The sequence below is a fragment of the Microlunatus phosphovorus NM-1 genome (assembly GCF_000270245.1).
In the GTDB taxonomy this organism is placed as follows: Bacteria; Actinomycetota; Actinomycetes; order Propionibacteriales; family Propionibacteriaceae; genus Microlunatus; species Microlunatus phosphovorus.
Map to the genome: position 1 here is coordinate 62,000 of NC_015635.1, position 23,278 is coordinate 85,277.

Annotated in this window: 17 protein-coding genes; 6 read left to right on the forward strand and 11 right to left on the reverse strand. The window is 67.5% G+C overall.

Annotated features, from left to right (window positions below):
- The first annotated feature begins 365 nt into the window (after positions 1 to 365).
- The 4 genes from MLP_RS00260 (at position 366) to MLP_RS00270 (ending at position 4,162) form a co-directional block, all read left to right on the forward strand.
- Positions 366 to 1,361 carry a ScyD/ScyE family protein gene (locus tag MLP_RS00260; protein ID WP_197536475.1) on the forward strand — a complete coding sequence of 332 codons (996 nt, stop codon included), beginning with the start codon at positions 366 to 368 and terminating at the stop codon, positions 1,359 to 1,361.
- Positions 1,362 to 1,561: 200 nt separating this feature from the next.
- On the forward strand, positions 1,562 to 1,693 hold the full coding sequence (locus tag MLP_RS28750) for a DLW-39 family protein (protein ID WP_231851399.1): 132 nt from the start codon (positions 1,562 to 1,564) through the stop codon (positions 1,691 to 1,693).
- Between the two features lie 128 nt (positions 1,694 to 1,821).
- Positions 1,822 to 3,357: a CHAD domain-containing protein gene (locus MLP_RS25870; protein WP_172641524.1), complete on the forward strand. Its 1,536-nt coding sequence runs from the start codon at positions 1,822 to 1,824 to the stop codon at positions 3,355 to 3,357.
- 34 nt (positions 3,358 to 3,391) lie between these two features.
- Positions 3,392 to 4,162 carry a ParA family protein gene (locus MLP_RS00270; RefSeq protein WP_013860963.1) on the forward strand — a complete coding sequence of 257 codons (771 nt, stop codon included), beginning with the start codon at positions 3,392 to 3,394 and terminating at the stop codon, positions 4,160 to 4,162.
- A gap of 128 nt (positions 4,163 to 4,290) precedes the next feature.
- Here MLP_RS00270 and MLP_RS25875 read toward each other — a convergent pair whose 3' ends face one another.
- Positions 4,291 to 5,097 (reverse strand): carbonic anhydrase, encoded by an 807-nt coding sequence (locus tag MLP_RS25875; RefSeq protein ID WP_013860964.1) that lies wholly within the window; start codon positions 5,095 to 5,097, stop codon positions 4,291 to 4,293.
- 245 nt (positions 5,098 to 5,342) lie between these two features.
- On the opposite strand from MLP_RS25875, the gene MLP_RS25880 reads away from it, so the two are divergent.
- Together MLP_RS25880 and MLP_RS00285 are read left to right on the forward strand one after the other, a co-directional pair.
- Positions 5,343 to 6,797: a S8 family peptidase gene (locus MLP_RS25880; protein ID WP_013860965.1), complete on the forward strand. Its 1,455-nt coding sequence runs from the start codon at positions 5,343 to 5,345 to the stop codon at positions 6,795 to 6,797.
- A 15-nt stretch (positions 6,798 to 6,812) separates the two neighbouring features.
- On the forward strand, positions 6,813 to 9,635 hold the full coding sequence (locus MLP_RS00285) for a CHAT domain-containing protein (RefSeq protein WP_013860966.1): 2,823 nt from the start codon (positions 6,813 to 6,815) through the stop codon (positions 9,633 to 9,635).
- Here MLP_RS00285 and MLP_RS00290 read toward each other — a convergent pair.
- The 10 genes from MLP_RS00290 to MLP_RS00335 all read right to left on the reverse strand — a co-directional run bounded on the left by MLP_RS00290 (position 9,614) and on the right by MLP_RS00335 (position 23,275).
- Positions 9,614 to 10,084 (reverse strand): hypothetical protein, encoded by a 471-nt coding sequence (locus tag MLP_RS00290; RefSeq protein WP_013860967.1) that lies wholly within the window; start codon positions 10,082 to 10,084, stop codon positions 9,614 to 9,616. The genes MLP_RS00285 and MLP_RS00290 overlap by 22 nt on opposite strands.
- Before the next feature lie 24 nt (positions 10,085 to 10,108).
- Positions 10,109 to 10,696 (reverse strand): RNA polymerase sigma factor, encoded by a 588-nt coding sequence (locus MLP_RS00295; RefSeq protein WP_013860968.1) that lies wholly within the window; start codon positions 10,694 to 10,696, stop codon positions 10,109 to 10,111.
- Positions 10,697 to 10,818: 122 nt separating this feature from the next.
- Complete coding sequence (locus MLP_RS00300) at positions 10,819 to 11,412, reverse strand: class I SAM-dependent methyltransferase (protein ID WP_013860969.1); 594 nt, start codon at positions 11,410 to 11,412, stop codon at positions 10,819 to 10,821.
- Between the two features lie 40 nt (positions 11,413 to 11,452).
- On the reverse strand, positions 11,453 to 12,460 hold the full coding sequence (locus MLP_RS00305; protein ID WP_013860970.1) for a hypothetical protein: 1,008 nt from the start codon (positions 12,458 to 12,460) through the stop codon (positions 11,453 to 11,455).
- Positions 12,457 to 15,912, reverse strand: a complete 3,456-nt coding sequence (locus tag MLP_RS00310) for an AAA family ATPase (protein WP_013860971.1) — start codon at positions 15,910 to 15,912, stop codon at positions 12,457 to 12,459. The genes MLP_RS00305 and MLP_RS00310 overlap by 4 nt, the downstream gene beginning before the upstream one ends.
- 2 nt (positions 15,913 to 15,914) lie before the next feature.
- Positions 15,915 to 17,078, reverse strand: a complete 1,164-nt coding sequence (locus MLP_RS00315; RefSeq protein ID WP_013860972.1) for an exonuclease SbcCD subunit D — start codon at positions 17,076 to 17,078, stop codon at positions 15,915 to 15,917.
- A gap of 96 nt (positions 17,079 to 17,174) precedes the next feature.
- Positions 17,175 to 18,977 carry an ATP-binding protein gene (locus MLP_RS00320; protein WP_013860973.1) on the reverse strand — a complete coding sequence of 601 codons (1,803 nt, stop codon included), beginning with the start codon at positions 18,975 to 18,977 and terminating at the stop codon, positions 17,175 to 17,177.
- A gap of 551 nt (positions 18,978 to 19,528) precedes the next feature.
- Complete coding sequence (locus MLP_RS00325) at positions 19,529 to 20,992, reverse strand: ATP-binding protein (protein WP_197536476.1); 1,464 nt, start codon at positions 20,990 to 20,992, stop codon at positions 19,529 to 19,531.
- Between the two features lie 118 nt (positions 20,993 to 21,110).
- Positions 21,111 to 21,761, reverse strand: coding sequence for a response regulator (locus MLP_RS00330; RefSeq protein WP_013860975.1), 651 nt, complete (start codon positions 21,759 to 21,761; stop codon positions 21,111 to 21,113).
- The gene (locus MLP_RS00335; RefSeq protein WP_013860976.1) at positions 21,758 to 23,275 is read right to left on the reverse strand and encodes a sensor histidine kinase; all 1,518 of its coding nucleotides are present in this window, start codon (positions 23,273 to 23,275) and stop codon (positions 21,758 to 21,760) included. Before MLP_RS00335 ends, MLP_RS00330 begins: the two co-directional genes overlap by 4 nt.
- Positions 23,276 to 23,278: the final 3 nt, after the last annotated feature.

Here is a 23,278-nt window from a genome sequence, read left to right on the forward strand (position 1 = left end):
ATATCTGCCCCGGAGATTGTTATTCGGGGGTGGACAGGTGGGTCGTTGGCCCAGAGATTCCTATTGACGGGTTCTGCACCTGCCGACATGATGGCTCGGGGTGGGTCTGTGACCCATTTCACTATCGCAAGCAAGGCGCGCCCGGGATGGGGTCCCGGACCGTCCTCGGGGTTCTTCCGCCTCACCATTCCTCGCCGCACTGTGCGTCGCGGACAGAGATCGTGCGGCTGTGTCCAGATTCAGGGAGAGAAAGCATGCGAACGTCCAGACTCCTCGGTGCAGCCGCGCTTGCGGCCGCATCACTCCTCCTCATCCCACCGACGGCGAGCTCGGCAGCCCCCAAGCCTGTTCCTAAGCCGAAAGTCGTGTCGACGGCGGTGGCCGCACCATTCAATCTCGCGTTGCGTGGTGGCAAGACCTACGTCGCCGATGGCGGCCTCAATCTGATCGGCCGGGTGACGAAGAACGGAAAGCTCGCCACCATCGCCGCCGATCAGCCGGGTGCCTCGGGCATCGCGTTCTCCAAGAACGGCAAGTCCATGGCCTTCACCACGACCGTGACGAACCTGGAGACCTTCGAGAACTCGGCGAGCGGGCTGCATATCTGGGGCCCACGTGGCAAGCGGATCTATGCCGACACCCATGCATACGAGACGAAGCACAACCCGGACAAGGTCATCCGCTACGGGGTCAAGAACCCGAGCGCGTGCGTGTCCGAAGCCCTGGAGAAGGCCGAGATCCCGGTGAGCTACCGGGGTCATGTCGATTCCCATGCCTACTCGGTGACTGCCGTGCCCGGCGGTTGGGTGGTGGCCGATGCCGGCTCGAACACGTTGTGGCGAGTGAACAGCAAGGGCAAGATCAGCACCCTGGCGGTGCTGCCGGCACAGCCGACCAAGATCACCGCGTCGATGGCTGCCGCGCTCGAGCTGCCGGAGTGCGTGGTCGGCATCACGTACCGCTTCGAGGCCGTTCCTACCGATGTCGAGCTGGGCAAGGACGGTCACCTGTATGTGACGACCCTGCCGGGAGGACCGGAGTCGCCGGTGCTGGGGGCGCGCGGGAAGGTGTACCGGGTCAATCTGCGCAACGGCAAGACGAAGGTGGTGGCCAAGGGACTGCTCGGGGCGACCAACCTGGCGCTGGGCACGAGCGGCAAGATCTACGTCGCCGAGCTCTTCGGCGGCCGGATCTCGGTGGTGCAACGCGGCAAGGTCAAGCCGTACGTCACCCTGCCGGGCGTGGTCGCGGTCGAGACCACCAAGTCCAGGAAGACCCTCTGGGCGGCAACGATGGGCGATCCGGAGAACAAGGTGCCCGGCACCATAGTCAAGATCGTCAAGGGCAAGGTCCGCAAGTAGAACAGCTTGAGCGATTCTGCCGGGAAGTCCCGGCAGAATCGCGCAGCTTCTCCCCGTCGCGAGCGGCCGTGAGGTGGAGCGACGGCTCTGTCTGGAGCGATGAGCGAGCGACATGCTTTTCGTCGCGAGTGAGGAGTGAAGACAGAGTCTTGGGAGCGCAGCCTCACAGCGAGTGACGAAGACACAGCTACGCTCTGTCAATGAAGTGGACTTGGGTACTGGCTCTCGGGGCCGTCGTTGGTGGAGTGGTCTGGGCCGCCTACCGCAGACACCAGAAGGAGTTGGCCGACGCCGCGTTGTGGGCAGAGGCGACGGATGATCTCAGGGGCTGACTGACCTCGTAGCAGGGCGGTGTTGCGTGACGCCGTCCTGCTACACAACGGTTGGGTGACGGGCAGGTGTCGTAACGGCTAATCGTTCATGTCTGGCTGGTACGTTCCGAGCCACCATGCCCCTGAATGTGACATTTGCTCCGCCCATTCTGACGCTCTCGGCTTCAGATGAGGCCCGCCCCGGCGTTGCCGCCGAGGCACTGCTGACCAAAGCTCTCGCACCCAGTTTCACGGTGGTTGCCGAGTCCTCACGCAGCGAAGTGCTGACCCTGCTGGACACCGTCGATGGAAGGCTCGCCGCGGTGGGGATCGACCTCGCTCATCTTCCCCGGCACCATCGTCTGGTCGCTGTCCACCAGGGTCGCCAGCTCGAACAGCCCGCGGACGGACCCTGGCCCCGGATGCCCGCGGAGCTGCCCGCCGGGATCGTTCTGGATCTGGTGACCCGTCCGGCCTGGATCCGTGCCCTGGTTCCGTACGCGACGACGGAGGCGACCACCACCACGTACGCGATCCGCAACTCCGATGGCAAGGCCGTGGCCCGAGTGCACTGGACGGCCGGGGCGCTGACCAAGCCGGCGGAGGCAGCCCTGCCGCCGCGGGTCGGGATCGAGGTGCTGCGCGGCTATCGCCACGAAGCGGGCCGGATCCGCAAGGCGCTGACCAAGAACACCCCGCTGGTGGCCAGCGATGACTCCTGGTTCACGGTGGTCCGGGCACAGCCTGCCCTGCGCCCGACGGTCGCACAGCGCTTCGGGATGCGTCCTGACCAAGCGGCCGACTTCGCGGTGGCCGACGCCCTGCTGGGCTATCTCTCGGAGATGGACGCGACCGTCGACGGGATCGTCAGCGACATCGACAGCGAGTATCTGCATGACTTCCGGGTTGCGGTTCGTCGTACCCGGTCGGTGATCAAGCTGCTTGGCGACGTGCTGCCTGAGGGATTGGCCGAGCGGATGGCGCCGGAGTTCCGCTGGCTCGGGGACATCACCACCCCCACCCGCGATCTGGACGTCTACCTGCTGGAGCTGGACTCGCTGGCCGCGACGGTGACCCACCCCGACGACCTGGCAGCCTTCGGCGCCTATGTGGCCGAGAAGCGAGCAGCCGCTCAGCAGGCGTTGGCGAGCGCGTTGCGTTCGACCCGATACACCGAGCTGGTGAGCGCGTGGCGGACCGCCCTGGCCGGGGTGATCGCGCACCCGTCGCACACCGACAAGACCGCATCCGAGCTGGCCGTCGAGCGGTTGCACAAGCTGTTCCGCAAGTGCCAGAAGCGGGCGGCCCGGATCGACGCGGACTCCGAGTCCGAGCTGGTGCACGACCTGCGCAAGGCGTGCAAGGAGATGCGCTATCTGATGGAGGTCTTCAAGCCGCTGTGCGACAAGGACGCCTTCAAGAGCGTGATCGCGGACTTCAAGGAACTGCAGGACCTGCTCGGCGAGTTCCAGGACGGCGAGGTGCAGGCCGCCGCGCTGCGGCAGTTCGCGCAGGAGATGGTGGACGCCGGCAAGGTCGACGCGAACGCGATCCTGGCCATGGGCGAGCTGTCGGCGAAGTTCGAGGCACGGCAGCGCGCCGCGCGGGCGACCCTCGACGAGCACCACGAGAACTATCTGGGGAACAAGGCCGCGAAGCACGTGAACCGGCTGGTGTCGGCATGACGGCCGCGATCGATCGCAGACAGGAGCCGGTCGGATGAAGGTGCTGGCGAGCTACAACCTCAAGGGCGGGGTCGGCAAGACCACCGCTGCGGTCAACCTGGCCTATCTCTCCGCTCAGCAGGGGCGACGCACCCTGCTCTGGGACTTGGATCCGCAGGGCGCGGCGACGTACCTGTTCCGGGTCAAGCCGCGGGTCAAGGGCGGCAGCCCGAAGCTGGTCCGGGGCTCTCGGCCGATGCTGGACGCGATCAAGGCGACCGACTTCCCACACCTGGATCTGCTGCCGGCCGACTTCACCTATCGGCACATGGACATCGATCTCAACGATCGGCCCCAGCCGCAGCGGACCCTGCGCCGGCTGCTGTCGCCGCTCGCCGCCGAGTTCGACGTGGTGGTGCTGGACACACCGCCAAGCCTGTCGCTGGTGTCGGAGAACGTCTTGCGGGCCTCCGATCTGGTGCTGGTGCCGTTGATCCCGACGGTGCTGTCGGTACGCACGTTCGAGCAGCTGGCGCAGTTCACCAAGGAGTTGAAGGGCCGCAAACCGAAGCTCCGCGGCTACTTCTCGATGCTCGACCGGCGCCGCAAGCTGCACCAGGAGATCTTGACCGAGCTGCCGAAACAGAACAGCCAGGTCAGCACGATCGCGATCCCGGCTGCCAGCGCGGTGGAGCAGATGACCGTACGGCGGGAGCCGCTGATCGCCTTCGCCGGGAAGTCACCGGCGGCGCTCGCCTTCGGCGAGCTGTGGGACGAGGTCGTCGATCTGCTCAAGCTGCCGCCCGCGTCACCTGTCGCCGACTGAGTAGTCAGCCTCGACAAGCAGCAACCCGCGTCCTACGCGGTGCCGGTTTCGATAATCTGCCACACGAGGCCCTTGATCCCTAGCCTATCGCGCGTTAGGCGACGGCGGTCTGGCACATTATCGAAAGGTCACCAGACTTCGGCGTTGACCGCGCCCCAGCGCAGGATCTCGGTGAGGGAGCGGTCTCCGTCGGGTGGATCCATCAGGCCGGCCTGCCAGCCGTTCGGACCGGTGATACCGACCCTGCGGTTGGTCAGGCTGAACACCCCGTACGTCACCGCGCAGTCGACCGCGCGGGCCAGTACGACAGCGGTGATGGCGGCATTGGCGGTCACTCCGAGGTCGATCAACGCCGTACGGAACCCTGGGGCGTCTCGGACATCGCGTCCGTGAGCGGCGACCAGTGCCTCATCGGCCATCCGGACGCCGGCCAGCAGCGCGTCGACGATGGCCCGTAGCGAGGGGTCGTGAATGAGGTCGAGATAGACCTGCGGCGCGAGCAGTGCGTCCACGGCCGCCGTCACCGCCCCGCAGCTGGTATGCCCGAGCACCGTGATCATCTTGACGGTCGGCAGATTGTCCACCGCATAGTTCAGACTGCCCAGGCACTCACGCCCGGGGACATTGCCGGCGACTCGGACCACGAACATGGAATTTCCGGCCTGATTGAACAGGAGCTCGACCGGAGCACGGGCGTCTGAGCAGGCCAGCACCGCCGCGAAGGGCTCTTGCGGGACTCCAGCCCCGACTTGTCGCGGCAGTCCGAAGGCCTCGGGCCCGACGGAGATGACCTGCCGCCCACCCAGATCGCCGAGTCTGGCGAAGTCGGCGTTGCCCGACTGCAATCGGACGCGGGCCTCCTCTGCATCGGCAGGGCGCGCTGGCTGCTCCTCGCCCGGCAGCGCCTGGCGCCAGACGATCTCTCGCTGCTGCATGGCACGAGCCTAATCGGGATGCTGGCTGAGGGTGCACTCGTCGGCTCGCGCAGGATTGGGGACGGTGTCAGAAATTCACCCAAATTCATTGTTGTTTGGTCATTGATGACTTTGGCTGCCATTGCTGATCGTATGCCAAAAGGTTGTCGGAACCGGTACTGAATTCGATGTATCAGGTCTCTTCGACGCCGATCCGTGAAGAGAAGCTAGTCGCTTTCTACCCCCTATAACGTTAGGATCTCGCCATGGCCGATCAGAGCCTGCCGGTATTTCGGGATGCCGACTGGAGTGCCCCCGACGAATTGATCGTTGCTACCGAACATCTCGGATTCGTACGCGACCTCATCGGAGACGGGGTGGAATCCACCGAGGCCGATCATCGTCTGGGACTCGCCCGCCTGGTTCTCAACCCAGCCACGGCCTTCGCATCGCTGCAGGCCGAGGTTGCTGCGACTCCGGGTGCCAGCAATCTCAGTCTCGCTGCGTCTCCGCCTCAGTCCGGGTCGGCGGCCACGGCGGTTGACTCGGTGACCCAGGTCGCGGGGGACATCAGGGCCATTGCAGCCGCCCGCAATGGTGGCTGGGTCCCGACGATCGGCCGGAACCGTTATGTGGTCTTTCCAGGATCAGACGCGGTCGGGGTCACGCGTGAGACCTCTTTCGGGGTCCAAGTGAAGGCACTCTTGCCGAATACCAACGAGACTTCTTTCGGGGGTCCGGGCCGGGGTGTCGGCGCTGCCAGAGAGACGAGTTTCGGTGGTGGCGGTGTACCAATGCTGCTCACCGACGGGCAGGACTGGGCGCCACCGCGATTCCGAGCGACCGGGCCGGGAGCGGGCGTGCGGGTCGGTCTGCTTGACACCGGTATCTGGCCTCATCCGTGGCTGGACGGTGGCTGGGAGGAAGTAATGCCGACCTTCGGTGCGCTTGGTGACGGTATCCCGGCAGGCTCCGTGCCGGGCCATGGGACCTTCACTGCGGGACTCATCCTGAGCCAGGCTCCAGGCGCCACCGTCGTGGTTCGCCGCGTGCTCGATGGTGACGGTCAGGGGAACACCTGGGATGTGGCTCGGGCCATCGTCGAACTCGGTCAGAGTGGGGTGTCGGTCATCAATCTGTCCTTCGCCTGCTACACCGCCGACGGTGCGGCGCCGTTGGCTCTCGTCCGGGCAGTTCAACGGATCGACCGTGGCGTCGTGGTCGTTGCCGCAGCAGGAAACCACAACGCGATGACCGCGGTAGGTGGAGTAGGACCTGCCAAGGCGAGCAGCTTTGCCGACCTGCCGTCGTGGCCCGCTGCCCTCGGTGACGTGCTGGCGGTCGGAGCGGTGGACCGTGAGGGCCGGCCGGCGCCGTTCTCGCCGGATCGGCCGTGGGTGGATGTGACCGCTCCCGGGGTGGATCTGCGGAGCACCTACGTTCCGACGCACTGCGGCTGTTCCGGTCATGCACCTCACGATCATGCTGCCCAGCTCAGCGCACCGTGGGCGGAGTGGAGCGGTACGTCGTTCGCGACCGCTCTGGTGAGTGGGCTGATCGCCTCGGGAGTGCGGCCGAATCAGCGGTCAGCAACCGACGTCGTGGCAGCACTGCTCAACCCGCAGCCAGTCCTCATCACCGGTGGTGTCTCCGCGAATGCGTGGAATCCGCCGCGTCCGTTGTACCCGCGCATCACGGGCTGGGCCCGAGGCGTCAGGTAGACATCGAGGTAGCCAGTGACGAAGCTCGGGGTCGTCGATGATCGCAGCGCCGAGGGAAACCGGTCCACGAGTCCGGCTCTCTCGGCGGGCGTCGGAGTTCCCGTTGCCGACAGCGAGAGCCCTCGCGAGCAGGCGCAAACGGCGTTGACGCTGGCCACTGTCGATCCGGAGCGTGCCATCGTGGCAAGCGCACATGCCGAGGCGGCGGCCCGGGACGCTCAGGACTGGGCAGCCGTCAGTGTTGCCTGTCGAGCCCGAGGGGTTGCCGACGTCCAGCTGCGAAACCTCGACAGTGCGGTGGCGCAGCTCCGCGCCGCGATAGCGGCTGCGCGCCGGGCAGGTGATCCCGAGCTGGCTGGTGAGGCTCGGATGAGTCTCGGCCCGGCGTTGCTGCTGCGTGGGCAGCCGACGCAGGGTCTGTCGGCGGTGAAACAAGCGATCGGTGAGTTGCAGGGACTGCCGGCGGCTCGGGCCCGGGTGCAGCGCTCAGCGATGCTGGAGTTGCTCGGTCGACTCGATGAGTCACTGGCCGACCTACGGTCCGCGTTGCCTGTGCTGCGCCGTGCCGGTGACGCGGAGTGGGAGGTCCGGGCGCTGAGCAACCGCAGTAGCGTGTATGCGGCCCGCCGTCAGTTCCGGCTTGCCGAGGCCGATCTGATCCGGACCTGGGAGCTGTGTGACCAGCAGGGCCTGGGGCTTGCCGCGGCGTACGCCGAGCAGAACCTGGGCTGTGTCAAGGCCGCCCGAGGCGACGTACCGGCCGCGTTGGACTGGCTCGCGCGGGCGGGTGAACGCTATGCCGCGTTGGGCGTGGAGGTCGGTTCGCTGCGGGTCGACCGGGCGACGACATTGCTCGGGGTCCGGCTTCTGGACGAAGCCAGGGGCGCAGCGGAGGAAGCCGTGGCCATTCTCCAGGCACAGCACCGGGTCGTTGAGGTCCCGGAGGCCCAGTTGATCCTCTCCACCGTCGCCCTGCTGCAAGGAGACAACGACGTCGCTTTCGAGGCCGCGTCCGCGGCCACCATCGGATTCCGGAAACTCGGTCGCCTCGAGTGGCTGCCGTTGGCCCGCTTCGCGCGGCTACAGGCTCAACTGGCGCCGCCGCAGGGGTTGGACTGGGGTCCGGTGATCGTCGATCCTCCAGCCGTGCCGGCAGCCCGGATTCGGACCGTGGCCGATCAGCTGGAGCAGGCCGGCTGGACCGTCCCCGCACTGGAGGCCAGGGTCGTCGCAGCCATGACCGCCCTGCGAGAGGGCCGGCAGCGGGCGGCCCGCCGTGACCTGGAGCGGGCAGCGGCCGCCCGGCGTTCCGGTCCGGCCGAGGTCCGCGCCCGAGCTTGGGTGGCTGAGGCGCTGCTGCGGGAGGCGGAGGGTTCCAGGGGCGGCGCGAAGCGGGCATTGCGCGCCTCGGTACGCATCGTGGATGAGCACAGCCTCAGCCTCGGTGCTGTCGAGCTGCGTGCTCACGTCTCGATGCACCGGAACGCGCCGGCTCAGGTCGGGCTCCGGCTGGCGCTGGAGGATCACGATGTCGCAGCGGTGCACTGGTGGGGTGAGCGGCAGCGCGCCAGCGCCGAGCTGGGCCGTCCAGCGCTGCCGCCGGTCGATCCAGGGCTGGCTCGTCTGCTCGAGGAACTGCGCGCCACCATGACCGAGATCGCGGAGGCGCGCGTCGCCGGCAGATCGACCCACACGTTGGTGACCCAACAGACGCAACTGGAGCGATCCGTACGCGATTTCGCTCGTCGCCATCCGTGGGCGGGGGCTCGAACCGCGGCTATCCCGTCCCTGGGTGAGCTTGCCGCAGAGCTCGGCCGCAGCTGTCTGGTCGAGTACGTCGACCACGGCCCGGATCTGGCGGCGGTCACGATGGTGGACGGTCGTGCTCGGCTGCACCGGCTCGGCCCGTCGGCCGAGGTGCGGAACATACTGCGGCACCTGCCCTTCGCGATGCGCAGGATGGTCCAGTCGGTCGGGGATCGACGTCCCGAGACCGCGATGGCTGTGGTGGACAACGCTGCGGAGGTCTTCGAACGTCGGCTGCTGACCCCGATCGCGAAGGTTTTCGGCGATCGGCCCCTACTCGTCGTGCCGACCGGGTGGCTTCAAGGTCTGCCGTGGTCGTTGCCGCCGTCGTGCCGGGGAAGACCGGTCACCGTCGCTCCGTCGGCGACCCTGTGGCAGACCGCGCGCAACCGTCCGCGGCCGCGTACCGGATCAGTCCTGGCCATCGCGGGTCCGCAGTTGCCGGGGGCGCTGACCGAGGCGCAAGCAGTCGCCGCCCTGTATCCAGGGGCGACGCTGCTGACAGGCGCCGAGGCGAGTGCCGCTCGGGTCGGCGGCATGATCGGGGCCGTGGCGATCTGCCATCTGGCGGCTCACGGCAGCGTTCGACCGGACAACCCGTTGTTCTCCTCGCTGCTGTTGGCCGACGGGCCGTTCACCGTCTTCGATCTCGAGCAGGTTGGTGCGACGCCGCGGCATGTCGTGCTGGCGGCCTGCGAGAGCGGTGTTTCCAAGGTCACGCCTGGGCAGGAGATTCTCGGGCTGACTGCGACGCTGCTGAGCCGGCAGACGGCGACCGTGGTCGCGCCGGTGATCTCCATCGACGACGCCGAGACCACGTCGCTCATGGTGGGTTATCACCGCCGGCTGCGGAGCGGTCGAGTGCCCGCTCAGGCTCTGGCCGAGACCCAGCAGGATGCACTCACCGACGCGGATCCCCGGTTGCGGGCGACTGCGGCTGCCTTCATCTGTCTGGGGGTCGGCGACCAACTGCCAGGTGGCTCTGGACTGGAGATGGATGCTGGCCATGCTCAAGACTGCTTGGGCCCGTAGGTCCATTCGGTGATCGCGGAGCTGCCGGGCCGGGTGACCCGGAATCGCAGCAGCCCCTGGGGATCGCTCGCCCGGGCGGTGAAGCAGCCGAGCGCATCGGCCTGCACCGTGGTGAGCGTTCCGTCGGAGGTCTCCACGATGACTGTCGCCGGGCCGGGAGGTCCGATCTGTCCGATGATCTCTCGCCCGCGCAGCTCCAGTTCCATGGTCAGCGCCTGGCACTCGAACACCACCATGCGGCTCACCTCCGCGGCGCGTACGGATCTGACCAGGTCGTCTTCCAGCAGCGAGTCGTAGACCAGATGGGCTAGCTCGTCCTCGAGGTCGCCGTAGTTGAAGGCGTCCTGCGCGTTCGCGACGATCAACTGCCGCTGAGGATGCTGCGCGGCGGCCAGAGCATCCTTGAGATCGGCGAGAAGTCGCTCCTCTTCAGGGGTGAGTGGGTCCATATCGCACATTTCTGCTACCTGTCTCTATGTATCGCTATCGACGAGCTGGCTGACTGCCTCGGTGGCACGAAGGCGGTCCAGGGCTCGACCGCGGGTGGGGCCGATGCTTCCGATCGGGATGTTGAGCTGTGCACTGATCTGCGCGTACGTCAGCGGCGGATCGCTGATCAGCAGTCGGAGCAGTCGTCGATCCGATTCCGGCAGCTCGGCGAATCCCGCCAGCACCGCCTGCTGGCGGCTCAGCCGATCGATGTCCTCGGCCACGTCAGCGGCGATGTCCGGGGTGACCAGATCGTTCTCGAACGTGCTGTGCAGATCGCGAGGCCGCTGCCGTTCGTTGCGTCCGATCGTTCGGAGGCACTCGTGCCGGGTGGTCGACACCAGCCAACCTGGCAGTGCTGCGGGCTCCCGAAGGTCCTTCAGGTGCTCCACGAGGTGCAGCCACACGGTCTGCGCCACATCGGCGACCTCATGGTCGGACAGCCGATACTTGCGGGCGGTCGCCAGCAGCAACGGGGTGAAGCGCTCGACGATCTCGTTCCAGGCTGAGCGTTCTCCGCTTGTGGCCGCGGACACCAGCATGGCCACCGTCGGTTCGTCGGTTCCTCTCATCTGCCTACCTCCGTCGAGCACACTCGCGAGATCTCACCTCGAAGACCGTTGGGAGGTCCGCCTGATACATGCTTTGTCCAATGGTTTTCCCGTCCCGGAAAGGGCCGATGTTCGGGTGCGGCTCAGGCGGCCGCCAGTGGCTTGCGGGCAGTGATCAGCACCAGCCGTCGGTGTGCTGCGCCCAGGACCTCCTTGTCGGCGTCGGTGATTCGTAGACCGGCGTCGTGGACTTCGTCGCGAATGCCGTCCGGCAGGTGGCTGGCGAGATCGACGATCCACAATCGGCCACCGGGACGGAGCACCCTGGCCTGCTCGTCAAGGGCGACGACGCGGTCGGCCCAGTGGTGGGAGCTGAGGCTCGAGACGACAGCATCCACCGACTCCTCCTCGAACGGGAGGTCCTCGGCGGAGGCCATCCGTACCTGGACGTTCGGCAGGGTTCGGGTCCGCCGTCGGGCGCGGGTGATCATGTCGCTCGACGGGTCGATGCCGATCACCTGCAGATCATCCCGCCGCCGTGAGATGGCCTCGACCAGCCGGCCCGGTCCGGTGCCGACATCCAGCACGCGGCCGCCGGAGACGATTCCCGTCGTGAGGTGCTCGGCGATCCGGCGATAGGTGCCACGCATCAGCACCCCGCCGACGACCAGGTCGTACGGTCTGACGATCCAGCCCGACATGACTCCGTGCTGGTGGCGATGGTGATGCGCTGGCATGCTGCTCAGGCTAGTGGTGTCACCTGGCTGGTGCCCGTCCTCAGGCGTGAGTGGGGTGGGCGGCCTGCCGCAGCGCGCGGGCCAGCAGCGCGGGATGGCCCAGTCGCCGCCGTAGCTCACGCTCCAGGGCTGCCACCGGATAGAGATTCTGTGGTGCCCGCGGGTCCTTGTATTCCACCGAGGCATAGCGCGGCAGCACCGCCTGGGACAGGCGGGCCAGCGCGATGGCCTCTGCCGCGGGGATGTTGGCGGCACACTCCACCCGGATGATGCCGGACCACGGGTGACTCGGCTCGCCTGGCAGGCGCAGATACCAGGTGAACCGATCCCAGCTGGTGTCCACCAGAAACACCGGAGTCCGCTCGCGGGCCGCCAGCCTCGACACCATCGCATGCAGCTTGGGCTCGAGATAGGCGGTCTGGTGCGACTTGATCACGCCGAGCACCCGGGTCAGGTGGGCGCGTCCGCGTACCGGACCGTCGACGATCAGCAGGCTGTCCTCGCGGTTGGCGTGGTTGTCGGTGTGGTCGCTGGTCAGACTGCGGGCATTGACGGCGACGAGCAATTCGAGCTCGGTGAGCCGGTGCTGCAAGGTGGCCGACAGACTCAGCATCAGACCTTGGGCCGGCTTGAGGGTGACCGGCCAGGCTTGGTAGATGCCGGCCCAGGTGGCGATGTCGCGGGCGTGGTTCGAGGTGGTGAACAGGCCGCGGCGTAGCTCCAGGGTGAGGAAGTGGGCGCGGTCGTCGCAGCAGCAGACCGCACCGGCGGCGTAAGAGGCGCACAGCGCCGGTGTCGCCTCGGCGGCGATCAGGTCGGGGTCGTCCGGATCCACGTCGTCGATCCAGGCCCGCGCTTCCACCCGGCGTACGCCGTCGACGAACACGGTGCTCGACGGCTGCTCCAGCCCGGGCGTCGGGGGAATCGGCACCCAGCGGTCGACCGGCAGCTCGATGTCGGTCCGCACCTGGACCACGGTCTCGGCGGCACCGTCGAGCTCCAGGCTCGAGCCGTAGCCGGGATCCCACGCGTCGATCGCGAATCTCACGGGCCCACCCGCTCGATCGTCGAGGTCCGGGAATCCCGGCTGACCAGATAACGCACCGGCACGCGTTCGGCCAGTGCCGCGACGTGGGTGACGACGCCGACCATCCGCCGGCCCTGAGCCAGGTTCTCCAACGTCGAGGCGACGATCTCCAACGCGTCCGGGTCCAAGGTGCCGAATCCCTCGTCGAGGAAGATCGAGTCCAGGGTGGTTCGCCCGCCCGCGGCCAGGGTGGACAACTGCTCCGAGAGGGCCAGCGCCAGCGCGAGGCTGGCCTGGAACGTCTCGCCGCCGGACAGGGTCTTCACCGAGCGCGCCGAATCTGCGTCGGTGTGGTCGATGACGAAGAACTCGCCCTTCTCATGAGCGAGCTCGAACTGGCCGCTGGACAGTGCCAACAGCGACTCCGAGGCATCGGTGACGAGGGTGTCCAGTGCTGCGTCGGCCAGCCACTGGGGGAATTGCTTGGCCGACATCATCCTGGCCAGCTGTCGGGCGACCTGCTCGGTCTCGGTATCGGTGGCGATGGTGGCGCGCAGGCCCGCCGCCTCGGTGCGGCGTCGGCTGATCTCCGCTGTCGTGCTGCGGGCGCGTTCGGCGGCCAATTCGACCTCGGTCGGAATCCGTCGCAACTGCGCCGGTCCGCCGGGCTGGTCGAGCCGGCCGAGATCGGGCGCCGCGATGGTCAGTTGGTGGCTGTTCAGGTGTGCTGTCAGGTCGGTGAGCCGGGCGGCGAGGTCGATGTCCGCGGCGGCTCGCTGGGCGTGTTGTCGGGCCAGGGTGCGCTGGTGATCCTCGGCTTGGGTGTGGGCCCAGTCGTGCAGCGCTGCCCAGCCGGCGGCCAGGTCGGTGTCGTCGATCGGTGGTACGCCGAGTGGGATCAGCGGTTCTCGGCTGTGTTGCAGCGCCGACCGGGCCGCCTCCCGGTCATGTCGGAGGCGGTCGCGCTCGGCTTCGGCCTGCTGCCTGATTCGTGCGGCCGTCTGCGTCTGAGTGCGAGCCGTGGCGGCGGCGTCGTCGAGCCGCCGGTGCTCGGCCAAGGCGATGTGGGCGTCAGCCTCGCTGGGCCGATCGGCGAGCATCTCCTCGAGTTCGGCGAGCCGGGCATCCAGCTGCGTACGCTCGGTGCGGGCATTGCTCTCGGCCACCGCAGCGGACCGGTGTTGCTGAGCTGCGGTGCGGGCTGCCGTGTCGGCCTGGCGGAGCCGCTCGGTGCTGGCCTGGAGATCGGCGTTCGCCGCCTGCCAGCCGAGCTGCGCGGTCGCGAGCTGAGCGCTGGTCACGTGGTGGCGTTGCGCAGCAGCCCAATCGGCCAACCCCTGCCAAGCCTCGATGAGACCCGCAGCGGTGACCGGCGGCGGGTCGAGCTCGCAGAGTTGACCGTGCTTGGCGTGCAGACTGGCCCAGCTCTGTTGTGCCTGCGCGGCGGTCTGTTCGACGGCGACCTGGGCGCCCATACAGGCCTGCTCGGCGTCCCTCCGCTCCTGCACCGCGGCCCGGTGCGCGCGATATGCCTGGTCCACCTCGGCGCGCAGTGCCTCGACGATCTCGCGATAGCGTCGCGTTCTGTCGGCTGCGGAGCTGTCGGCTGTGGAGTCGGCAGACTCCGACTTGGCAGACTCCCGACGAGCCGACACCGAGGGTGCGCCGGCGACCAGCGGATCCGACAGCTCGTCGGTGATCGACTCGTCCAGTCCCTCGAACTGGTCGGCCAGTGCGTGGTCCTTCGCGACCAGAACGGTGTGCCGGTGCTTGCGGGTCTCCTCGGTCTGAGCCAGCGTCCGATACAGCTGCTCCGCTTTTGTGACGGCTGCTCTCGCGGTGTCGAGGGCCGGCGCGGCCAGAGTGTCCGGCACCGTGGCAACGGTTTGGTCGCAGACGGGGCAGGCATGGCCGACCACGAGGTGTGTACGAAGATCGGCCGCAGCAGATTGCGTCCGGGCCTGCTCCAGGTCCGCGAGTGCCCGATCCAGGTCGTGTCGGGTCTTGGTCGTGACCTTCTCGGCCGCATCGAGCTCTGCTGCCGCTTGCCGTAGTCGCGGGGCGAGTTCGGCCCGTTGTGCGAGGACCTTCTCCTGCCGGTCGATGGTGCGCTGCAAGGCAGTGATCGTGCCCGGCTCCGGCAGGGCGTCGACCACACTCACCACGGGGCCGATCGCGGCCTCGGCCCGCTCCCATCGATGCACCGCCTGGTCCCAGCGGCTCCTGGCGGCGTCGGTGGCGGCTCCCAGGTCTGCTGTGCCGGCCGGCACCACTACGGTAGCCAACAGGGTGAGCCGTTCCTCGATCGCGCTGACGGCGGCCGACGCCTGCTCTTGTCTTGCCCGGCACTGCTCATGCTCGGTCCGAGCCAGCCCGAGATCCCGGTCGGCCTGCTCGGCGGTCTGCTCGGCTGCCGCGAGCGCGGTGGCCGCCTGAGCTGTCGCTGCGACGACCTCCGGCCGGCGGGCGGCGTCGCTTGTTCGGGCGGCGTGCCAGCGCAGCGTCTCCTCCAGCGGTCCACGCTGGGGTCCGGTACGCAGGTCGTCCTCGGCGGCCTGCAGTGCGGTCCGAGATTCCTGCTCGGCCTGGGCGGCTGTGGCGTACGCGTTGTCGGCGGCGGCCAGTGCCTGCTGCAGGACGCCGACGCCTGCCGGGGTCTCGACGGTCGTTAGCAGCCGGAATTGAGCCGTCAGGCGATCGATCGTGGCCGTTGTGGCTGCTCTGGCGGTGAGCACATCGTCCAGGGCGGCGACCTCGGTCGAGACCATGGTGGCCAGGGCGGCCAGTTGCTGCTGACGATCCCGAGCGGTCAACTCGGCTTCTTCGGTGGCATCTGCGTACCCGTTGAGTTGGCCCTGCAGCGCCTCGATCCGGGCGTTCGCATCGGCGGCGCGGCGGTTGGCCAGGCGGCCGATCGTCTCGTAGTGCCGGGCGCCGAGCAGCTTGAGCAGGATGGTCTGCCGCTCGGCGACACTGGCCCGGAGGAAGGTGGCGAAGTCGCCCTGCGGCAGCACGACGCAGGTGCAGAAGTCGTCGAAGTCCAGGCCCAGCAGCTCGACGACCTGCTGTTTCACCGCGCTGACATCGGCGGCCAGTGATTCGGTGGGCTCGTCGGTGTCGGGGTCGCCGGTCGCGTCCGGGTCGAGATAGCGCTCCAGTCGCGGGTTCTTCTGGGTGATCTGCTTGCCGGAGCGGCGTACCTCACGGGCTACGACATAGCGCTGGCCGGCGACGTCGAACACCAGCCGGATGGTGCAGCGGTTGGCGGTGGGCGCGAGTGCGTACTGGATCGAGGCGGCACTGCCCCAGCGCGGCGCCGAGCCGTAGAGGGCGAACGTCATGGTGTCGATCACGGTCGACTTGCCGGAGCCGGTCGGGCCGGTCAGCGCGAAGTAGTCGGCGTCGGTGAAGTCGACGGTGATCGGGTCCCGAAAGGCGGCGAAGCCGGCGATGTCAAGGCGCAGCGGACGCATGATCAGCCCCTGCCCGAGACGGCCAGCTCGTCTGCCAGCTCATCGAACAGCCGGTTCAGCCGCGGATCCTCGACCCCGGCATCGGCGCAGTAGTCGCTGAAGAGCTGGGCAGGCGTGCGGACCAGCCGGTCATGGCGCGGCGGCCGGTGCGGGTTGACCGAGAACTGCGGATCGATCCTGATCTCCAAGGCGTTCGGCAGCTGCTCCAGCACCTGCTCCCGCAGACCGGCGTACGCGGGCTGAGTCACCCTCAGGCGCAGGAAGTCGTCGCCGTAGGAGTCAGGGTCGGCGAGCAACTGATCGACGGTGCCGGTGATGGTGCGCAGCCGTCGGCCGCTGCTGACGGGCAGATCGGTGACCCGAGCCGGCCGATCGGGTGCGACTTCGACCAGACAGACGACGTTCGTGTTGTCCTGCTCGCCGAAGTCGATGGCCAGTGGCGCACCGGAGTAGTGCACCGGCGCGGCCGCGGGCAGTCTTTGGCGACGATGCAGATGCCCCAGGGCGACATAGTGGGCGTCGAGCGGAAAGATCCCCGCCGGGACGCTGTATTCCATGATCGACTGCGCCTCCCGCTCGCCGCCGCCCATCGTGCCGCCGATGCAGGTGAGGTGGGCCATCACCAGGTTGACCGACTGGTTGCCGAACGGCGCGGTCAGGTTGGCCAGCACATCGCGGACGTGCTGGTCGTAGGCGCCGACGTTCTCGGCGGGGGTGTTGGTGAGCACTTGCGCGGCCCGGACGGCATAGCGCTGGGACAGAAAGGGCAGGGTCGCAACGACTGCCTGCTCGCCGGTCGATCGGGCGGTGAGGCGACAGACGCCGCCCTTGTCCGCGGGTCGGACGTTGCCGATCAGCTGGATGCCGACCTGGCCCATCAGCGGTCGATAGGCCTCGAACGTCGGTCCATGATCGTGATTGCCGGCAATCGCGACCACGTCGATGCCTGCTCGGGCCAGCTGCAGGAGAGTCCGGACCACCAGCTGCTGGGTCTCGGCGGTCGGGGCGACGTTCTCGTAGACGTCGCCGGCGATCAGCACCGCGTCGACCTCGTGGTCGATCGCCAGCGCAACGATCTCGGCGAGGACTGCCCGCTGCTCATCCAGCCGTGACCGGCCCTTCAACGTCTTGCCGACGTGCCAGTCGGAGGTGTGCAACAGCTTCATGGTCGATTTCCTGGATCAGATCAACGGGGTGGGTCGGTGGGGGAGATTGGCGGGCTGGGTCGGTGGGGGAGATCAGCGGGCTGGGTCGGTGGGAGATCAGAAGGGTGGCGGGGGTTCGATGCCGAGATCGTCGAAGTCGAAGTCATCCACCGGAGGCAATCGTCGGAACGCGTCTCGCGTCGTTGTCTCGCGTTCCTGCTCGGGCGCCGTGGCGCACTCGCTCAGCCGAGTCGCCCAAGCCGGGAAGGGAAACTCGACGGCCAGCGGCACCGGGATCTCCGGCTGGGAGACGAACATCGCTCCGGGTTTGGCCAAGGTCGCTCGCTGCCGTTGCGACGCCGGCAGGAACCCGTACTCGGGTCGTCCCGCCTCCGCGGGATCCAGCCGGCCGACGATCTTGATCGAGGAGTTGGACACGATCCGGCGCTCCACCTCGCTGGCGGTCTGCTGGGCGCCGATCAAGATGATGCCGAGCGAGCGGCCGCGCTCGGCGATGTCGAGCAGCAGGTCCTTGATCGGCGAGCTGCCCTCGCGGGGTGCGTACTTGTTGAGTTCGTCGATCATGGTGAACAACAGCCCGCCGGGCCCGGCCTTCTCCTTGCGCGCGGTCTCGGTGGCGATGGTGACACCCACGACGAAGCGCTGTGCGCGCTCGGGGAGTGTGTTCAGGTCGATCACGGTGACCTGCTGGTCCGTGGTGTCGATGGTGCGCCGGGAGGTCGCGGTCAGGTCCCCGCGCAGGATCGGCGTGAGCGGCCGGACGGAGGAGCGGAGCCGTCGCAGGAACGCATTGATCGTGCCCTGTCCGGTGATTCGGCCGGCCCAGTCGGCTTGGGTGGCGTCGTCATTCAGCAGGTCGTCGATCAGGTCCACCAGCTCCGGCCAGGTCCGCGCCAGCCGACCGTTGATCGCGACCGCGCCATCCGGTCCCGCCGGCTGAGCCTCGTATTTCAACCGGGTGGTGACCTGGTGGACCACCATCGTGTACTGGTTGCGCTCGTCCTCCACGTCGGCGAACACGTACGGCAACAGTTCGCCGGCACAGAACTCGGCGAGCGTCCACCAGAACGCGCTGACCCCGGCAGTCCGGCCGACCACGTTGGGCCGGCCGGTCTGGTCGCCGGGCAATGGTGGGGCGAAGAAGCCGACCGAGGAGAACGGGCTGGCGGGCAGTCCGAGCGCTGCGTACGCGGCTCGCAGGTCATCGTCGAGCTTGATGTTCGGCCGGTCGAGGAATAGCAGATCCTCGCCCTTGACGGAGAAGATCAGGGCCCGGGTGCTGAGCTGGCGTTTGCCCAGCACTCCGGAGGTGAACAGTGAATGCAGCAGGAACAGCGCGAAGCTGGTCTTGGTGGCGACTCCCGAGATGCCGGAGATCGAGACGTGGGCGCCGCGGGTGCCGTCCAGGAACTCCAGGTTGGCGAAGATCGGTTCGCCGTCGCGACCCATGCCGATCGGCACCTTGGTCGCCATCTGATCGAAATAGAGCGCCTTCTCCCGCTCGGCACCGGTGGCGCGACTGGCAGGGGTGCCCGGCAACGGCGGGATGTAGCACTCCGGGTCGACCCGGGTGGTGGTGACCTCAGCCAGTTCTTGGACGTGGGCGGGGAGCACGCCGTCGGCGATCAGGAAGGTGTCGGAGCCGAACGAGGCACCCTCGTGCCGGGCCCGGACCTGGGTCACCACGCCGGCCGTGCTGACGGGGCCGATTCCCGGCACGTCGCGGACCGTCAACACCACGTCGTCCAATTGGAGGTAGGCCTCAGGCTCGATCGCCACCCGGAAGGCCAGCGGCGTCGAGTCCTCGGTGCCGGCGACCAGGCCGACCGGTGGCTGACGTCCGCGCCCGCTTGCCGATCTGCTCGACCGGTTGCCGATCGGGGGAACCTCGGTGCTCACTGCCGCGCACCCCCTGCTTTTGATCTCACTGGACCTGACCTCATTCGATGCCGACCTCGCTGCCCTGGTGCTCATGCCGCGTTGCGAACACTACGGCTGACCTCAGACAAAAAGTTCATAGGCCGGACCACCGTGCGAGCCAGGTATCTGGTCGGGCCGACTCAGGCCGCCTTCGCCCGGCACCCCGAGTCCCCACTTCGCACCAACTGGATCAACCGCGCACCATGTCTACCGGGTGCGCAGTCGCAGCAGCTGGTGCGAAGTCGGGTTGGGCCCACCGCAAATGGTGCGAAGTCGGGTCGAGCGGGCTTCGGTGATCAGGAAGGCGCGGCAAGCCAGGACCGGATCTCGGCGTCCTGCTCGCCCAATCCTGGTGGCGATCTTCCGGGATCCGGATGGCAATGAGATCGGCGTGGGCGTCGCCTCCGGGTGATCCCGTCTGGCTCATCGACCTCGGGTGCGGGCCACGCGGATCGCGTACGCCAGACTCGTCCCGACCGCGATCACCAGCACCAGCCAGCCATTTGGTCCGGCAGGGCCGGCCAACGCCGTCAGGCGGTCAAGGCACCGATCGGAATGATGTGGACTCCGGAAGGAAGGGTGTAGCCATACTCGGTTCCCGTGATGATGGCAAGGAACCGCGGGCGGCCGACACGGTCGGTATCGACGCGTTCGTCCCGTAGCTTCAGCAGGTTCGCTTCGGCCTCCGGGATGTGTCTGGTGCCGAGCTTGACCTCGACCGCGGCCCACTCGCCCTCGACGAATTCCAAGATGGCGTCAATTTCGAGCCCGGTATCGTCCCGGTAGTGGAAAATGTGGCCACCGGCCGTGTCGAGGTAGGCGTGGAGGTCGCGGATCACCATCGATTCGAAGACCTGGCCAAAGTACTCAGGATCGTTGGCGAGTCTTTGTGGGGACAATTGAAGCGCCGCGCACGCTAGTGCCGGGTCGCTGAGATGGAGTTTCGGGCGGCTGCGCAAGCGGGATCGCGACCGTAGGCTGACGCTCCAAGCGGGCTGTTCCTCGAAGATGAAGATCGAGGCGAGCGCGTCCAGGTAGGTTCGGACGGTGTCCCGGTCGATCGAACGCCCATCGGCGGCGACGTCCGCGGTCAGATTCGCGACATTGGCCTCAGTCGCCACATTGCGCGCAAGGCTGGCCAGCAGGCGACGAACGCGAACCGGGTCATGTCGCACTCCTGTCGCAAGACGCAGATCGGTGGAGGTGATGTCGTTGCAGTACGAGGCATTGAACTCGACGGCGTCCGCGACGCTGGAGTGCACCAAGGCGGGCCAGCCGCCACGTACCGCTTCGGCGGCCAGGTCGCGATAGCCGAGAGGGCTTCGCACCCCGCTCAAGTGGTCGTGATCGTTCAACTCGTGGAGGGATACCTCGGCCGAAGAGCGCTGACTTTCACTGAGAGACATGGTGCGCATGCGGATCCGTCCGAATCTGCCGGCGCCTGAGTGGCGGCGGATGTCGTCGGGTGGAGCGGCCGAGCCGGACAGGATGAACTGCCCAGACAGCCCTCGGCTGTCGATCTCGTGGCGGATGACGTTCCACAGCGTGGGGGAAAGTTGCCACTCGTCGATGAGTCGAGGTGTCGCGCCCTGGAGCAAGCCGACTGGGTCCAGCTCGGCCAGCTCGACAGCTGATGGCGAGGAGTCCAGCCGAAGCGAACTGTTCGCATGCTGAAGACCCGTCGAGGTTTTTCCGCAGGCACGCGGGCCCTCCAGCACTACCCCACCCATCGCTGCGAGGAGCCGGCCAAGCCGAGTGTCGATCATCCGATCCAAGTAGCGCACGAGCCAGAATACCGCACTCTGCGACGACTTTGACAGGCGATCTGCGGTAGGTTTGTTCGGCATTATGCGCCGATTCTGGTCGGTATCGTGCGATACCTGCGATGCTGGTGAGGTCGGACAAAACGAGCCCAGTGTCAGCGCGACTGCCAGCGGACGCGTCAGGTCTGTGGCGGGTTCGCATGAAGGCGGTCCGACACCGTTCCATCCCACGTGGCCAGTCTGTCGATTTACGGAAGCCGACGTGGGTCGGGAAACGACGCAATCCGCGGCCATCCCAATGCCCGCGAAGTCGGATCAAGCGATTCGGCGATCAGACCGTGGCCGGGAGTCAGGTGCCCGAGCGTAGGTAGTGCAGGACGGCGAGCACACGCCGGTGGTCGTCGGGCGATTCCTCCAGATCGAGCCGCTGCAAGATCCGGCGGATGTGGGCCTCCAGGGTCTTGATGCTCAGACCGAGGCGGGCCGCGATTGCGGCGTTGGAGCGCCCCTCAGCCATCAGCGCCAGCACGTCGAGCTCGCGGGCGGTGAGGCGGTCCAGCGGACCGGACTCGCGCGGCCGGTGGATGAGCCGTTCGATCAGACTCGGATCTATGACGCATTCACCGGCCATCACCCGGGTCAAGGCTTCCAGCAGGACGCTGGAGTCGTCGATCCGGTCCTTCAGCAGGTATCCGAGATGGTCGGGCGTGTCCCGGATCAGGCGAACGGCCCACTCGCTGTCGACATATTGGGAGAGCACCAGCACACCGACGTGGGGGTGCGCATGCCTAAGTTGATGGGCGGCTCGGATCCCCTCGTCGCTGTAGTCCGGCGGCATCTTGATATCGACGATGACCGCGTCCGGGCGGTTCAGGGCAACTTCCCGACACAATTGTGACGCGTCTGCCGCAGTGGCAGCGACCTCCGCTCCGGCTCGGCCGAGCAGGCGGGCGAGACCTTCCCGAATGAGCAGCGAATCGTCGGCGATGATGAGCCTCATGACGCCTCCCCGAGCGGGATCCGGGCCGCCAGCACGGTGCCTGTCGGGTGCTGGCCGTCTATCGTCGGCGTGCCACTGATCGTCAAGGTGCCACCGAGCGCTTCCACACGGTCGCGAAGTCCCCGCAGGCCAAGCCCCTCCGGATCGGCCCCGCCACGACCGTCGTCGCTGATCCGCGCGACAACCTGAGTCTCGTCGGCGGTGATATCAACCGAGGCAGCACCGGCATGGGCATGTTTCGTCACATTCACCAGCGCCTCGGCGCAGATGAAGTGGACCGCGCTCTCCACGGCTGGGGGCAGCCGCATCGATGTGACCTGTAGGGAAACCTGGATCGAACTCGTACGGGCTACCAGTTCGGGAATCGCGGCGGCCAGTCCACCCGACTCCAACACTGCTGGCCGGATGCCCTCGGCGAGGGTCACCAGGTCGGCCCCCACGAGCGACACCTCGGCCTGGGCTTCCTGGATCCTGGCCTGTACGTCTGGCCCGGCCTGAGTCTCCGCCTGCTCCAAGAGGCGGGCGAGTTCGCTGAGCCGGCGCTCCGGACCCTCGGCCAGCTCGGTTTCCCACCGCCGTTGCTCCGCATCGGAAGCTTCGACCAGGCGGCGGCGCGCTCGGTTGAGCTCGACCATATTGGCCCGTACGTTCGCACGGAGCCGGGTGTTCCCAATCGCGATCCGGAGTGCGGCGGTCACGTCAGTGATCAGCTGTGGGTCGGGCGAGGCTGCGGCATCACGTACCAGGATTGCCGCTCGTACCCCGCCGTCGTCGATCCTGACGACAATTCGATGCGGGTCATCGGCCGGCGGGTCGAACGGTGCGCCACGGTCATCCAGATAGCGACCCTGCTCGGGAAACCAGAATCCGATCGTCGCGGTCGGATCTCCCAGCGTGCGCCGGATCGCCAAGGTCAGATTCCCGGCATCCGTGCGGCATCCAAGCTGGGTGACGAAGTCGGCCACCGTCGCTTCCGTCCACCGACCCCACAGCAGATCGCTCGTGAGCACGAGCGCGACGACACAGATGGCAAGGTCGTACACCAGCGCCACCAAACGATCGCTCTGCCACAGCAGCAGTTGGTTGGCGGCGCTGAGGGCCAGCACAGATGCGAAGGTGAGAGCTGCCCCGAGCGCCGGGCCGCCGGCTTTGCGAGCCGGGCCGGACGTGCGGGCATAGATGTCGGCGGCGGCTGCCGCGACCAGGGCGGCCATCCCCAGCGTTACCCACGGATTCGAGGCGGTGGCTTCAACGATCGAGACCAGGTAGGCGCCGAGCACCGTGACCACCGCCAGCGGACGGCGGATCCGGCCGGTCGGGTAGGAGATATGCACCTGGATCAGTGGTCCGCGATGGAGGAAGAGGGCGACACTCCAGATGCTGCCGAGGAACCAGCAGCCACAGCCGAGCAGCAGCAGCGGGCCAACCAGGCTCCGTCGACGACGCAGGATCAGCACCAATCCGCAGCCGCCGAGGATGACGCCGACCGCCGGATCGACAAAGCTCAGCGGCATGGG